Source organism: Phytohabitans rumicis (assembly GCF_011764445.1).
In the GTDB taxonomy this organism is placed as follows: domain Bacteria; phylum Actinomycetota; class Actinomycetes; order Mycobacteriales; family Micromonosporaceae; genus Phytohabitans; species Phytohabitans rumicis.
The window spans coordinates 2674470-2689469 of record NZ_BLPG01000001.1 but is presented as its reverse complement, the minus strand read 5'-3'; the positions used below and the strand labels follow the sequence as shown (position 1 = coordinate 2689469).

Here is a 15000-nt window from a genome sequence, read left to right as displayed (position 1 = left end):
CCGCCCGCTAGCGGGCGGCCCCTACTGAACCCAGACCGCGGACCACTTCTGGTCCCGCGGTGGATGGTTGTCGCCCGCTCTCCGCGGCCCCCGTCAATCATCCACAGTGGAGTTCAGCGTGCCCGCACGTGGTTTCCTTTTCATTTCCATCGCAGCGACGGCGTGGGGCAGTGGCGCCGGCGCGGCGACCCTGCTGTACCGCACCAGCGGCCTCGGTCCCATCGCGGTCTCCTGGTGGCGTTTCGTCATCGGCGTCACGATTCTCGCGGCGGTGCTGGCGGTGCGCCGCCGCCGCCGGTTCGCCGTCCGCCCCAACCTGACCCTGATCGCCACCGGCGTCGGCCTCGCCGTCTACCAGTGCGCGTTCTACGCCGCGATCGCGTACGTCGGCCTCGCCGTCGGCACCGTGGTCACGCTGGGCGCCGGGCCGGTGCTCATCGCGTTCGGTGCCCGGTTCGTGCTGGGCGAGCGGCTGGGGCGCGCCGGCACGACCGCCGTCGGGCTCGCCATCGCCGGCCTCGTCCTGCTGACCGGTGGCTCAGGCGCGGCCGGGCCGCGACCGGCCCTGGGCATCGGGCTGGCGCTGCTGTCCGCCGCCGGCTACGCGGCGGTCACCCTCCTGACCAGGGCCACGGGTACGTCCGGCGACCCGTACGACACGGCGCTGGTCGGGTTCGTGATCGGCGGGATGTGCCTGTTGCCGCTGGCGCTCGTGGAGGGACTGATGCCGGCGGGTCAGGGGCTGGCCGGCACGGTCGGCTGGCTGCTGTACCTGGGCGCGGTGCCGACCGCCCTGGCGTACGGCCTGTTCTTCGCCGGCCTGGGGCTGGTACGCGCCACGACCGCCTCGGTGGTGGCGCTGCTGGAACCGGTGGCGGCGACGGCGATCGCGGTCGGCCTCTTCGGCGAGCGGCTCAGCACGGCGGCCCTCGTCGGCACGCTGGTGCTGCTCGGCGCGGTGGCCGCCCTGGCGACCACCGAGCACCGGTAGCCTGACGTGGATGGACGAGCGCGCGCCCCGCCCGCTGCGCGAGCCGCACCCGTCCCGGCTGGCGCCGGACCACCCGTACCGGAAAGAGATCATCGCCGCCCACGACGCCGCCCTGGCCTCCGACGAGCCCGGCTACCTGGACCCGCAGACGGGCCTGTTCGTCCTCACGGCGGCCTTCCTGGCGAACCGCGGCACGTGTTGCGCCCGCGGCTGCCGCCACTGCCCCTACGTCAACACCTGACCACCGCCCACGCGCGCTGCCCAACCAGGGCGCTAGCAGTGGACTTGGTGGGTCAGGGCGGGATCTTGCGTCCGGATGTGTCCGACATAACCGGACCCAAGATCCCGGTGTACCCCACCAAGTCGAGTCGGAGAGCCCATTTGCCCTGAATGATCACCGCACCCGGCCGTGGGGGCGCCCTCAAGGCCGGGTAGTTAAGGATTCCTGGGCGCTGTCAAGCCGCGCGGCTGATCGCTTGCCCAGCGCAGGAGTCGGGTCACCATCCGGGCGAGCGGGGTAGATCTAGACGAGTTATGGCTGACATTGAGCCCTAACTCGTCTAGATCCAATGCCGCTCAGTTAAGGCGTGGTGTGGCGTCGTCAAGGGCTCTGGGGCACGAGGATGTCGATGCTGATCGTGGCCTGGTAGGTCTTCCGGTCGATGTTGGGGCCTTTGGCGTTGTACTTGGAGATCGCTCGTTTGACGATCCGCGGGGCGCGCCTGGTCCGACGCTCGGGCATGAGGTTGGCTAGGACTCGCCGGCCGATCGCGCCGACCAGGTCGATCACCGCGCCGGTGATGGCGTTCGCCGCCTGCACGACCAGGTCACGCGCCGCGCTCAAGGCGGTAGTGAAGCAGGCCCGGTCGGGGTCAAGGTCGGGCTGGGTGTCGGTGGCGTCGGCCATGGCCAGGCGGATGGCCTGGTAGGTCACCAGCAGGGCGTAGACCTCCTGGCGGACCCCGGCCGGGGTCCTGGCTCGTAGTACCCGCCCGCCCAGGATCGTCGATTTCAGTTCCAGGAACGCTGTTTCGACCTCCCACCGTTCGTGGTAGAGCCGGACCAGGTCGAACGCCGGATAGTGGTGGTGCTCAATCAGCGTGGTGACGAGGCGGTACATGGTCGTGGCACGCCCGGCCGTGGTCTGCACGTGGATTTGACACTCCACCACGCGGACCCGCAGTTGGCCGATCACCGATAGGTATGAGCCGTCCGGCAGCCGCTGTATCACCGGCAGTTTCCGGTTGTCCTTGACCCGCACCACCAGGTATGCCCTGGCCTGCGCGATCGCCTCGATCAGGTCCGCCGCCCCAAAGGCCCGGTCCAACAGCACGACCATCGACGGACGCAGGCTGGCCACCAACCGTTTGGCGTAGGGCATCTCCCCCACCCCGGTGGGCCCGAAGATCGCGTCGATGACGGTCCGGGTTCCGCAGCACACCAACACCAGCAGCCGCAGCTTCGGATAGCCCGACCCGCCATGGTTGCAGCGATGCGGGGTGTACTCGGCCAGATTCGCCGCGCTGGCCGGGACAGCCGCGCTGGTCCCGTCTATAGCGCAGACCAGCAGCCCTCGCCACCACCGCCCACGGGTACGCGGCGCCGGACCCGGTCCCCGCACCAGGTCGAACAAGGCCCGCAAAGGAGCCGGTCCCATGCGTTGGCGGGCCTGGGCCAGCACACCCGAGGTCGGGTTCGCCACCGGCACACCGTCCAGGGCCGCTACCAGCTTGTCCCAGACCTGCCGGTAGCCCACCTCGGCGAACAACGCGCCGGCTAACAGCAGGTAGACCACAACCCGGGCTGGTACCTCACGCACACGGGACTTACCCAGACCGGCCTCGGCCAACGCGGCATCGACCATCTCGAACGGCACATGCTGCGTCAACTCCCCAACGTGCCCTGGGGCGAACACACCCGCAGCGACCTTGATCATCCGGCGGGTGACAAAATACGTGGACAGCGAGGCTCCCTACAGATCATGACCGTCTTGTGAGGACAGCCATGTCTACCGGAGCCTCGCTGCCCGTCTACCCCGGCCCCATCAACAACGCCCGGCCAGACCCTTAACTGAGCGGCATTGCGTCTAGATCTACTGCCAGCTTCGACTTGGCTAAGGGGTGGGCCGGGCCTGCACCCGGATGTATCCGACATAACCGGCCGCTGGATCTCGGTCCGCCAACGTCGAGGGCGATGACCGCGTCACATCAGCGCTCGACATGGACCTGATTCCCTTAACTACCGGCCTTGAGGGCGCCCCACTCAGGGTCGGACGGTGCCGTTCGGGCGGATCTTGGAGGCCCCTCGGGTCGGGAATGTGTCGCCGCTGGCGTGGCGGCAGGTCACGACAGGTAGGGTCCCGGCCATGGCGAGGTTTGTGGTGGTCGGGGCTGGGATTGTGGGGCTCGCGACCGCGTACCGGATCACCCAGGACTATCCGGACGCCCAGGTGACCGTGCTGGAGAAGGAGCCCCGGGTCGCGGTGCACCAGACCGGGCACAACTCCGGGGTGATCCACGCGGGCGTCTACTACAAGCCCGGCAGCCTGAAGGCCACCCTGTGCCGGGCCGGCAGCAAGTCCATGGTGGACTTCTGCGCCGAGCATGGCATCCCGGTCCAGGTGTGCGGCAAGCTGATCGTGGCGACCGAGCAGAGCGAGTTGCCCCGGCTGCACGCCCTGCATGAGCGGGCCGTCGCCAACGGCCTGCCGGTACGGCTGATCGGCCCCGCCGAGGCCGCCGAGTACGAGCCGCACCTGAGCTGTGTGGAGGCGCTGCACGTGGCGTCCACCGGCATCGTCGACTTCACCGCGGTGTGTACGACGCTGGCCGCCCTCGCCGAGAAGGCGGGCGCGGAGGTGCGGTTCGGCGCCCGGGTGACCGGGTTCGCCTTGCGGGGTGGTGAGCAGGTCGTCGAGACCACGGCGGGTGACGTGCTCGCCGACGTACTGATCAACTGTGCCGGCCTGCACGCGGACCGGGTGGCCAGGCTTGCCGGCGTGGACCCGCCGGCCCGGATCATCCCCTTCCGTGGCGAGTATTACGAGCTGCGCGAGGACCGGCGGGACCTGGTACGCGGACTGATCTACCCGGTGCCGGACCCGCAGTTCCCGTTCCTGGGCGTCCACCTGACCCGCATGATCGACGGCAGTGTCCACGCTGGACCGAACGCGGTGCTCGCCTTGGCCCGCGAGGGGTACACGTGGGGTCGGGTCAGCCCGCGGGACATCGCCGACTACGCCGTCTACTCCGGACTGTGGCGGCTGGCCCGCAAGCATCTGGGTTACGGCCTGACCGAGGTGCGCCGGTCGCTGTCGCCGAAGCGGTTCGCGCACAGCCTGGCCCGGCTGGTGCCCGAGGTGACCGAGGCGGACCTCGTGCGCACCGCCGCAGGCGTACGCGCGCAGGCGATCGCGCCCGACGGCGCGCTCGTCGATGATTTTCTGATCGTGGCCCGGGATCGGCAGGTGCACGTGCTCAACGCGCCTTCGCCGGCCGCGACAAGCTCGCTGGAGATCGCTAAACACATCGTGTCGCGGGTCGAAGGGGTTTCGCGGGGCCGGTAGACGCCGTAGCCTGTCCGACGGACTTCCCCGGAAGGAATAGGTCGTGCGGACAGATATGCGACGGCTCGGCGCTGCCGCCCTGCTGCTGCTCGTGGCCGGTTGCGGGAAAGAGGCGGCGGCGGACACCCCGCTCCCGCCGCCCGCCCCGGAGACCGTCGCGCTGCCGGCCGCCGCCGCTGGTGGGGCGTGCCAACTGCTCGACTACGACGTGATCGAGCAGCTGCTGGGCACCCGGTTCGACGTGGCGGCCGCGCGGCGGGTCAAGGACACCTACACCTGCGTCGTGCAGAGCGGCGGCGCGGCCCGCCCCGACCTGGTGCTCTCGGTGACCACCACCCAGGCCGACGCCGACATCTTCGAAGACGAGGTCACGCCGGACGGTGCCGACGAGCTCACAGGGCTGGGCAAGGCGGCGTACCGCGAGGTCCGCGCGGCCGGCGGCGGCGTCGGGCCGAGCGTCGAGGTGGCCTGGCTGACCGACGATGCCCGGATGATCATCATGCGCTACACGTTCGCGACCGGCCAGCCCAAGTCCGCGGCGAGCGCGCTGGGGCCCAAACTGGTCAACCTGGCGAAAAAGGTGGACAAAGAAGAGGTCTAGCGGGGCCCCCGCGGAAACGTGGAGCGCAGCGGAGCGTTTTCGTGGGGTGCTTTAGCGGGCGGCCACGAAGACGCGCGATGCCACCTCGCGTGGCAGCCGGACCTTGTCGCCGGAGCGGTCGATGGTCACCCCGTCGCGCTCCTGGGCCACGGTGACGGTCACGCCCGGGTCGACCCCGGCGGCGTGGAGCTGGCGCAGCACGTCGGCGTCGGTCTGCACGCTCTCGCAGATCCGCCGGACCACGACCTGGCCGGCCAGGCCGGGAAACGCCAGGTTGCGCTCGCCGTCTTCGCCGTTGGCGGCCGCGGACCCGCCGTTGCCGAGCGCGTCGAGGCCGGGGATCGGGTTGCCGTACGGCGAGCGGGTGGGCCGGTTGAGCAGCTCGTAGACGCGCTTCTCAACGGTGTCGCTCATCACGTGCTCCCACCGGCAAGCCTCTTCGTGGGCCTCCTCGTAGGGCATCCCGATGACGTTGACGAGGAGCAGCTCGGCGAGGCGGTGCTTGCGCATGACCGACACGGCGTGGGCGCGGCCGGAATCGGTGAGGTGCAGGTGCCGGTCACCTTCGACGGTGAGCAGGCCGTCGCGCTCCATGCGGGCGACGGTCTGGCTGACGGTGGGGCCGCTCTGGTGCAGCCGCTCGGCAATCCGGGCACGCAGCGGCGGCACGCCTTCCTCTTCTAGCTCGAGGATGGTCTTTAGGTACATCTCGGTGGTATCGACCAGGTCGTTCACGGCACAGCCCTCCCGACCCACCATGCTACCCGTCAAGGCGGTGGTTGACTTGACCGCGTGACCCTACCCCAGAACCCTATCGTGGACGCGGCCGCGCTGGCTACGGTGCTGGCGTCCGCCGAGCCTCCCACCGTGCTGGACGTGCGCTGGCGGCTGGCCGGGCCGCCCGGCCGCGAGGACTACGCGGCGGGCCACCTGCCCGGAGCCGCATTCATCGATCTCGATGCCGACCTCTGCGGGGCGCCGGGCCGCGGCGGCCGGCACCCGCTGCCCGATCCAGCCGATCTGGAACGCGCGCTGCGGGCCGCCGGCGTCCGCGACGGGCACCCGGTCGTCGTGTACGACGGTGGCGACGGCCTGGCCGCCGCCCGCGCGTGGTGGACGCTGCGCTGGGCGGGCCACCGGGCGGTCCGCGTGCTCGACGGCGGCTACCCGGCCTGGGTCGCGGCCGGGCAGCCGGTGACCGCCGACGTGCCGGACACCAAGCCGGGCGACATCACCGTCCGCCCCGGTGGCCTGCCGGTCCTGGACGCCACGGCGGCCGGCCGCCTCGCCACCGAGGGCGTGCTCATCGACGTGCGCGCGGCGCCGCGCTACCGCGGCGAGACCGAGCCCATCGACCCGGTCGCCGGGCACATCCCGGGCGCGGTCAACCTGCCGAGCACCGAGCACGTCGAGGCCGACGGCCGGTTGCGCGCCGCCGCGGCGCTGGAGTCGCGGTTCGCCGAGGCCGGTGTCGCCGAGGGGGTACGCGTCGGCGTGTACTGCGGATCCGGGGTGACCGCGGCGCACACCGTACTCGCGTTGCACCTGGCAGGGCGGACGGACGCCGCGCTCTATGTGGGGTCGTGGAGCGAGTGGATCACGGACCCCGACCGCCCGGTGGCCTGAACCCGCTCGCGGTCCTCACCCGGGCCCACCGGCGGCAGGGCGTGCTCGCGCGGCTGCCGGTGCCGGGCGTCTACCTGGTCAGCGATCCGGAGGCGATCCAGGAGGCGCTGACCCGCACCCAGCGCGAGTACGCCAAGGGCGTGGGCCGGCGCGGCCTCGAACCGCTCCGCCGGGTGCTCGGCCACGGCCTGCTGACCAGCCCGCCGGACCTGCACCGGCGGCAGCGCCGGCTGATCCAGCCGCTCTTCCACGGCGAGCGGATCGCCGGGTACGCGGACCAATTCACCGCGCTCGCCGCCGACGCGTGCGGGCGGTGGCGCGACGGTGAGGCCCGCGACGTGCACCGGGACATGACCGACCTGACCCTGGCGATCGTGGCCCGGACAGTCTTCGACGTCGAGGTGGGCGCCGACGTGATCACCACGTTCGGGCGGGCGATCGGCCGCAACCAGCGGGCCCTGCGCCGGGAGGTCCTACCCGGCGGGCGGCTGCTGGACCGGTTGCCGCTGCCGGCCACCCGGCGGTGGCGGGCCGACAGCGCGGCCGTGGACAAGGTCGTGTACGACCTGATCGAGGCCCGCCGAGTTCGTCCGGGGAGCGCCGACCTGCTCAGCCTGCTGCTGGCCACCGGCATGCCGGACCGGCAGATCCGGGACGAGGCGCTCACCCTGCTGCTCGCCGGGCACGAGACCACCGCCAACGCGCTGGCCTGGACGTTCCATCTGCTGTCGGGGGATCCGGCGGCGCAGGACCGGGTGGCCGGCGGCGACCGGGCGTTCGCGACGGCGGTGGTGCGCGAGTCGATGCGGCTGTACCCGCCGGCGTGGGCGATCTGGCGGCGGCTGGTCGACGACCGCGAGGTGTGCGGGCGCCGGCTGCGGGCCGGGTCGACGCTGATCCTGAGCCCGTGGGTGGTGCACCGCGACCCGCGCTGGTGGCCCGAGCCGGACCGGTTCCGCCCCGAGCGCTGGCTCGACGGGCCGCCCCCGCCGAGATATACGTACTTCCCGTTCGGCAGCGGGCCCCGGCAGTGCATCGGCAACGGCTTCGCGGAGTTGGAGGCGGTGCTGGTGACCGAGGCGGTCTGCCGGCGGTGGGCGCTCGCGCCGGCCCCGGGCGCGCCGCCGGTCGTGCCCCGGCCGCTGATCACGCTGCGCCCCCGGTACGGCGTGCACCTCACCGTGCGCGTGCGAGTATGAGGCGCATGGCAGCGGATGGCACGTTGGTGGTGTGGGACGAGGCCCTGCTCGGGTACGACATGGGCGACCACCCGCTCGACCCGGTCCGGGTGGAGCTGACCATCGCCCTGGCCCGCTCGCTGGGCGTCCTGGACCGCTCGGGCGTCGAGCTCGTCGCCCCCAAGCCGGCCGACGCCGCCGCCCTGACCCGGGTGCACCGCCCCGACTACGTGGAGGCCGTACGCGCCGCGCCCGACGACCCGTTCTTCTCCGGGTGGGGGCTGAACACGCCGGACAACCCGGTGTTCGACCGGATGCACGACGCCGGCGCGCTGGTGTGCGGCGCGACGCTCGCCGCCGCCGAGGCGGTCTGGCACGGGCACGCCACCCGGGCGGTCAACGTGGCGGGCGGGCTGCACCACGCGATGCCCGCGCGGGCCGCCGGCTTCTGCGTCTACAACGACCCGGCGGTCGCCATCGCCCGGCTGCTCGACCTGGGCGCGGAGCGCATCGCGTACATCGACATCGACGTGCACCACGGCGACGGCGTGCAGGCGATCTTCTACGACGACCCGCGGGTGCTCACGGTCAGCCTGCACGAGACGCCGCTCGCGCTCTTTCCGGGCACCGGCTTTCCGGAGGAGACCGGGGGCAAGAAGGCCGAGGGGAGCGCGGTCAACATCGCCTTCCCGCCGGGCACCGGCGACGCCGGCTGGCTGCGCGCCTTCCACGCGGTGGTGCCGTCGGTGCTGCGCGCGTTCCGGCCGCAGCTGCTCGTCACCCAGTGCGGCGCCGACAGCCACCGCCTCGACCCGCTCGCCGACCTGCGGCTGTCCGTCGACGGCCAGCGCGCCGCCCACCTGGCCCTGCGGGCGCTCGCCGACGAGCTGTGCGAGGGCAGGTGGGTGGCCACCGGCGGCGGCGGGTACGCGCTCGTCGAGGTCGTCCCGCGTACCTGGACCCACCTGCTGGCCACGGCCACCGGCGAGCCGATCGCCCCGGCGACGCTGACGCCGCTGGACTGGCGGGCGCTGGCCCGCTCCCGCCGGCCGGACCATGAGGTGCCGCTGCGGATGACCGACGACGCGGACGTGTCGTTCGCGCCGTGGCAGCCGGAGGGCGAGCCGGACGCCGTCGACCGCGCCATCATGGCCACCCGCAAGGCGGTCTTTCCGCTCCTCGGCCTCGACCCGCACGACCCGCGGGATTGACCACCTACGGTGTAGTTCGCGGTTGGACGGGGGCGATCCGGCCATCAGCGAAAATCCGGACTCGATTGTGCCTGCCAATGTTTTCCAGGGCGTCCAGGGCGTGCCGGACGAGCTCATCGTCGTTCACGGAGCAGAGCGAAAGCAGCTGAGGCACTACCGTCACATCCTGCGCGATGGCCGCGACCAGTTCGAGGGCGGCATGTCTCTCCTCGTCCGTGAGCAGTTCGGACTCTGCCCGGGCGAGTAGGCGTGGGGCGATCGACGGATGGAGCAGCGTGCGGCGCACGTCGGCGCCTTTGTACAGGAGGTAGCCGCTCAGCGCCGGGAAATGGTCGAGGAATCCGGTAGACCACTCGGCCAGCGGCCCGATATCCGTATGACCGAGCGCCGCCAGGAGCGCGCCGAAAACAGCCGTGTTCGGCGTGGCGGCATCCTGCCACATTGCGTTGATGCGGGTCAGGAGAAGGTCCTGCGCCCACTGGCCGTCCCCAAGCGCGACCAGGCATTCGGTGATCCGAGGGAGGGCGAGGTTGCGAACGGCGATCTCCTCGGTAGAAACCCACTCCTCGCCAGTCAGCGCGGTGAGTGCGTCACGCAGCGGCTGTCGGGCTGCCCCGTACCCATGGCTACCGATCACCGCGGCGCTCGCCCACACCGTCAACTGGTCGGCGTCCTGCCGGACCATCCACTTGGCAACCAGTGGCCAGATCTCGGGCTGGTCGTCCAGCAAAGCAGAGACCGCCCATCGCACGCTGGCATCGCGGTCTGGATCGGTGAGCGCACCGACAAGCTGTACGGCCAACGATGGCGAGGCGTGCTCGTGGAAGGCAGAAACGATGATCGACACGCTCGGGCCCCACGACCCGGGCCGGCTCAGCAGGGCGGTGAGGAGGCGAGGGGCGCCTGCCGCGCCGGTGAGTGCGAGATAGCTGTGCACGATGAACGCGATGCCCACGTCGGAGCTGTCCGGGACTCGTTCGATGAGCCACCTCTCGACGGCCGGATCGCGCGAGTACTGCAGGGCCCACATCAGAACGTTGGCGGTCTGACGGGTGCCGGCCGTGTCGATGAGGTGACGGAGGTGCGCGGCGCCGCTCGCTCCGCCGAGCGCCGCGACTGCTGCCGCGAGTGGGAACGCACCGTTGCTGTCGGCGACCAACTCCCGGTCCAGGCGGGCACGCAGGGCTGGGATGGCCGGCGAATGCCTGAGAGCTCGCAGCGAATCGGCTACGGCCGAGGCTAGCCGGCTATCCAGCGCGCGAGAGCTGAGTATGGCGGTTAGCCGGGCCGCGACATAGGCATCGCCGCCCGTGCCCAGGGCTCTGGCGATCGATGTGCGCGGCCCACTCCCGAGCTGTCGGTTGATTAGATCGTCGATTAGTCGGTCGTGGATCGCGCGACCGCCAGCGGCTACCAGGATCCTCGCGGACGACTCAGACATCGATGGCGATGGTGCTGTGCGGACGAGTTCATAGGTGACCTCGATGATCGCGGAGCGGAGCCAAGGGACTCGCACACGAGGCGCCCCTGCCAGGCATCGAGCCGCGAGGAGAAGGTCGTGGTGCAGAACGTCGTCATCGAGCGCGAGAGGCGCGTCGGGCACAGGTGGATCGGCACTCAGCGGATCCCGTCCGAGGATCCCGAGGAGTAGCGGCGATGCGTCCACGGTCCGACCTGCGAGCAGGAAAAGCACCTCCTCCCACCACGGGTCGTGACGGTGCTGGACGACGAGCGCCACTGCCTGCGCTCCCCGCTCGGTGGCGGCGACGGCGGCGAAGTACTCCTGCAAGGTGAGATGTAGGAAGCCGTACCAGCCGTTGGCCTGGACCTTGAGCAGGCCGTATTGGGCGGCGATCTCGTCCAAGATTGCCTGGGCGTGCACGGGTTCGATGTCTATCGTCGGCAAGAATTCGGCTATCACCCGCAAGAGCTCATCGTGTGGGTAGTACCGCAGCCCTTGCTGATGGAAGTGCCAGCCCACCTCCTCAAGTAGGTCTCGCTTACGGTCGGTGGTAAAGCGGGTAAACCGGCGGATTCCGCGATGCGTATCCCACTCCTTGAGCAGTACCTCGACGCAGCGGTTATAGAGCTGGGCGCGACGTTCCGGCAGTTCGAGGTCGCGGTCATAAACGATGGCCACCAACGACAAGATCAGTGGGTTGGCGGCCAGCGTCTGGACCCGCAGGTTGGTCTGTAGCGCGGTGACTAGCGCATCGGCGCGAGCAGGTTCGTTGCCGAACCAGTTGCGGACGAATGTCTCGATCTGCGGCCAACCGAAGTCGAGCACCTCCACCGTGTGGAATGCCCGCAGGCCGCCCTGCCAGCCGGCCCGGCGGCAGGTTACCGCGATGGTGGCCCTGGGATAGCGGGTGGAGAGCCGGTCCACTTCGTCAACGACCCGCCGGTATGCCCGCGCCGCGTCCTCGGCTGCGGCACCACCGAGGACCTCGTCCAACCCGTCGAGCAGGAGCGCCGCCAAGCCGGCATCCAACCGCTCGGCGAAGTGCTCGACCGCGTTGACGAAGCCGTACCGTCGCCGGCACGTGTCGGCAGCGAACTCGAGGATGTCCGATACGCCGCTGTCAACGAACTCGCGCAACTCGACGTAGATCGGCAGGGTCAAGTCCTCCGTGATCTCGCCGCGCGCCAGACGCAGCGCCAGGTGACGCAGCATCGTCGTCTTGCCCGCGCCGGGGTCACCGAGCGCCACGAACCGTCCGAATCGGCGTAGCGCGTCCTCGGGTCGCATGGCCGATGACTCTGCTTCGCGGGACTGCTTGGCCGAGAGTTGCAGGAGATGTTCGGGCGTGCCGTAGGACAGCGGCTCCATCTCTTCCGGGCTGGCGAAACGTGCTGGGCGGTCCTCGCGCACTCGAAGCTGGACGTACAGCGCCTCTAGATCGAGCGGCTTGGTCATATCGAGGATCTTGAGCTGGGCCAACTCGTTGGCGAGCAGGGTTCGGTATCTTTCCACCGCGTCGCGGATCTTTTCGGCTTGCGCGACTTGCCGGGCCGACTCCTGTTCCGCCGTCCGTTCCTCCTCCCAAGCCTCCTCCCAGATCTTCTGCTCCCGGATGAGGGCCTGCTCGAGGCGGAGTCGCTCACGGTCCAGCCCTTGTCCTCGTCGCCACTGGTAGAAGCCGAAGCCGACGCCCACGAGCGTGGCTACGGCACCGATGATGGCGACAATCAGCTCGACCGGCACAGGGACACGTTTTAGTGACCGTCGAGGGGCGGTCAAGGCGATGATGGAAATGTGACACCACCTGTGCGCGACCGAGCTGCGGACGTACTGCTGAGTGACGGCTCCACCGTCCACCTGCGACAGATCGGGCCGGAGGACGCGCCAGCCATTGTGGCGATGCACTCGCGGTTCTCCGAGCGCACCCGCTACCTGCGCTACTTCTCGCCGTACCCGCGGATCCCCGAACGCGACCTGCACCGTTTCGTCAACGTCGACCACGACGCGCGCGAGGCCCTGATCATCGAGTCCGGCGGCCGGATCCTGGCGGTCGGGCGCTACGAGCGGCTGGGGCCGGACGCGCCGGACGCCGAGGTGGCGTTCGTGGTGGAGGACGCGCACCAGGGGCGGGGGATCGGGTCGGTGCTGCTGGAGCACCTGGCGGCGGCTGCGCGCGACGCGGGCATCAGCCGGTTCGTGGCCGAGGTGCTGCCGGCGAACTCGACCATGCTGCGGGTCTTCGCGGACGCCGGCTACCAGATCCAACGCGAGTACGCCGACGGCGTCGTCCACCTCACGTTCCCGATCGCCCTGACTGAGCAGTCACTTGAAGTGCAGTGGAGCCGCGAGCAGCGCGCCGAGGCCCGGTCGATCGCCCGGCTGCTGCGCCCGCGCGGCGTCGCCGTCTACGGCGCCAGTTCCAGCGGGCACGGCATCGGCGCGGCCATCCTGGGGCACCTGCGCGACGGCGGGTTCAGCGGCGCGATCCACCCGGTGCATCCCACCGCCGCCACCGTGGCCGGGCTGCCGGCGCTGCGGTCGGCCGGCGACGCCACCGACGTGGATCTCGCGGTGGTCGCGGTGCCACCGGACCGGGTGCCCGGCGTCGTCGCCGACGCGGCCGCCGCCGGCGTCCACGGCCTCGTCGTGGTGTCGGCCGGCTTCGCCGAGACGGGTACGCCTTCCGGCGCGGCGGCGCAGGAGGAGCTGACCCGCGCGGCGCACGCCGCGGGCATGCGCGTCGTCGGCCCCAACTGTCTGGGCGTGGCCAACACCAACGACCGGGTACGCCTCAACGCCACCCTCGCCCCGAAGCTGCCGTTGCCGGGGCGGGCCGGCTTCTTCAGCCAGTCCGGCGCGTTGGGCGTCGCGCTGCTGGCCGAGGCGGATCGGCGCGGGCTGGGCCTGTCCAGCTTCGTGTCGGCGGGCAACCGGGCCGACGTGTCCGGCAACGACCTGCTGCAGTACTGGGAGGACGACCCCGGCACCGACGTGATCCTGCTGTACCTGGAGACGTTCGGGAACCCGCGCAAGTTCGCCCGGCTGGCACGCCGGATCGGGCGTACCAAGCCGATCGTCGTGGTCGCCTCGCCGGCCCGCCCGCCGGGCGAGGTGGGCCCGGACCGGGGCGCCGTGACCGCGCTGTTCGCCCACTCAGGCGTCATCCGCGTCGACACCGTGGCCGAGCTCTTCGACGCCGGCGTGCTGCTGGCCAACCAACCGCTGCCGGCCGGGCGGCGGGTCGGCATCGTGGGCAACTCGTCGGCGCTGACCCGGCTGGCCGCCGCCGCGTGCCGGGACGGCGGGCTGGTGGTCGTTTCCCGGTACCCGCTGGATGTGCCGCCCCAGGCGGGGGCGCACGAGTTCGGCGACGCGCTCGCCGACGCGGCCACCGATGGCGACGTCGATGCGCTCGTCGCGGTGCTCGCGCCGCCGCTGCCCGGCCAACTGTCCGATGAGGACGCCGACTTCGCGACGGCGATCGCGAGCGTGGCGCTGGCCGGAGACAAGCCGACCGTGGCGGTGTCCCTTGTGGAAAAGCTGCCCGCGGGCGTGGCGGCGTACCCGTCGGTGGAGGAGGCGGTGCGCGCGCTGAGCCGGGTCAGCGGGTACGCCGACTGGCTGCGCCAACCGCTGGGCACCGTCCCACCCGTGTCCACCGTGGAGTCGTACGACGTGCTGGCCGCGTACGGGATCGAGGTGGTCCCGTCGTTGCCGGCGGAGTCGGCCGAGGAGGCCGTCGCGGCGGCGGAACGGCTGGGCTACCCGGTGGCCCTCAAGGCGGCCGGCGAGGCGCTGCGGCACCGGCTCGACCTCGGCGCGGTACGCCTCGACCTGGCGGGCCCCGCCGCGGTCGCCCAGGCGTACGCGGAGATGGCCGAAGCGTTCGGCGCCGGGATGCTGGTGCAGTCGATGGTCCCGCCGGGCGTGGCGTGCGTGGTGGAGATGGTGGAGGACCCGGCGTTCGGCCCGGTGGTGGGCTTCGGGCTGGGCGGCGTCGCCACCGACCTGCTCGGCGACCGGGCCTGGCGGGCCGCCCCGCTGACCGACCGGGACGCCGCCGCGCTGGTGGACGAGCCGCGCGCGGCGCCGCTGCTGCGCGGCTACCGGGGCTCCGCCACGGTGGACCGGGACGCCCTGGCCGACCTGCTGATCCGCGTCGGCCGCCTGGCCGACGAGCAACCCCAGGTCCGCGAGCTGCGCCTCAACCCCGTCCTGGCCCGCCCCGACGGCCTGTCCGTCCTGCACGCCGAGCTCCGCCTAGGCCCGCCCGCCCCCGCCCCAACGAAGCCCCCCGCCGCCTCTAACCCCGCCCCCGCCCCGCTGCGCGCCGCGCGCGCCGCGCGCCGCGCGCCGCCTTCCCCGT

10 protein-coding genes and 1 pseudogene are annotated in these 15000 nt (G+C 71.5%); 8 read left to right on the top strand and 3 right to left on the bottom strand.

The window, feature by feature from the left end:
• The first annotated feature begins 118 nt into the window (after window positions 1–118).
• Window positions 119–991 carry a DMT family transporter gene (locus Prum_RS11580; RefSeq protein WP_218577208.1) on the top strand — a complete coding sequence of 291 codons (873 nt, stop codon included), beginning with the start codon at window positions 119–121 and terminating at the stop codon, window positions 989–991.
• Window positions 992–1001: 10 nt separating this feature from the next.
• Window positions 1002–1232 (top strand): C1orf53 family protein, encoded by a 231-nt coding sequence (locus Prum_RS11575; RefSeq protein ID WP_173076341.1) that lies wholly within the window; start codon window positions 1002–1004, stop codon window positions 1230–1232.
• Between the two features lie 360 nt (window positions 1233–1592).
• On the opposite strand, the gene Prum_RS11570 is transcribed toward Prum_RS11575, so the two are convergent.
• On the bottom strand, window positions 1593–2927 hold the full coding sequence (locus tag Prum_RS11570) for an IS4 family transposase (protein ID WP_173073357.1): 1335 nt from the start codon (window positions 2925–2927) through the stop codon (window positions 1593–1595).
• A gap of 429 nt (window positions 2928–3356) precedes the next feature.
• Here Prum_RS11570 and lhgD point away from each other — a divergent pair, with 429 nt between their 5' ends.
• Together lhgD and Prum_RS11560 are read left to right on the top strand one after the other, a co-directional pair.
• Complete coding sequence (lhgD, locus tag Prum_RS11565; protein ID WP_173076339.1) at window positions 3357–4556, top strand: L-2-hydroxyglutarate dehydrogenase; 1200 nt, start codon at window positions 3357–3359, stop codon at window positions 4554–4556.
• Window positions 4557–4599: 43 nt separating this feature from the next.
• On the top strand, window positions 4600–5157 hold the full coding sequence (locus tag Prum_RS11560) for a hypothetical protein (protein WP_173076337.1): 558 nt from the start codon (window positions 4600–4602) through the stop codon (window positions 5155–5157).
• 51 nt (window positions 5158–5208) lie between these two features.
• Here Prum_RS11560 and Prum_RS11555 read toward each other — a convergent pair whose 3' ends face one another.
• Window positions 5209–5916 carry an iron-dependent transcriptional repressor DtxR gene (locus tag Prum_RS11555; RefSeq protein WP_173076335.1) on the bottom strand — a complete coding sequence of 236 codons (708 nt, stop codon included), beginning with the start codon at window positions 5914–5916 and terminating at the stop codon, window positions 5209–5211.
• Window positions 5917–5949: 33 nt separating this feature from the next.
• Between Prum_RS11555 and Prum_RS11550 the strand changes: the two genes are divergently transcribed.
• The 3 genes from Prum_RS11550 to Prum_RS11540 are packed head-to-tail and all read left to right on the top strand — an operon-like array spanning window position 5950 to window position 9172.
• Window positions 5950–6783 carry a sulfurtransferase gene (locus Prum_RS11550; RefSeq protein ID WP_173076333.1) on the top strand — a complete coding sequence of 278 codons (834 nt, stop codon included), beginning with the start codon at window positions 5950–5952 and terminating at the stop codon, window positions 6781–6783.
• Window positions 6750–7982, top strand: a complete 1233-nt coding sequence (locus Prum_RS11545; protein WP_218577207.1) for a cytochrome P450 — start codon at window positions 6750–6752, stop codon at window positions 7980–7982. Before Prum_RS11550 ends, Prum_RS11545 begins: the two co-directional genes overlap by 34 nt.
• A gap of 5 nt (window positions 7983–7987) precedes the next feature.
• A complete protein-coding gene (locus Prum_RS11540) occupies window positions 7988–9172 on the top strand; it encodes an acetoin utilization protein AcuC (protein ID WP_173076330.1) in 1185 nt (394 codons plus the stop codon).
• Window positions 9173–9176: 4 nt separating this feature from the next.
• Here the strand turns inward: Prum_RS11540 and Prum_RS11535 are convergent, their stop codons facing one another.
• Window positions 9177–12377 carry an NACHT domain-containing protein gene (locus Prum_RS11535; RefSeq protein ID WP_173076328.1) on the bottom strand — a complete coding sequence of 1067 codons (3201 nt, stop codon included), beginning with the start codon at window positions 12375–12377 and terminating at the stop codon, window positions 9177–9179.
• A 51-nt stretch (window positions 12378–12428) separates the two neighbouring features.
• Between Prum_RS11535 and Prum_RS11530 the strand changes: the two are divergent.
• Window positions 12429–14941, top strand: a pseudogene (locus Prum_RS11530) (bifunctional acetate--CoA ligase family protein/GNAT family N-acetyltransferase).
• Window positions 14942–15000 lie beyond the last annotated feature (59 nt).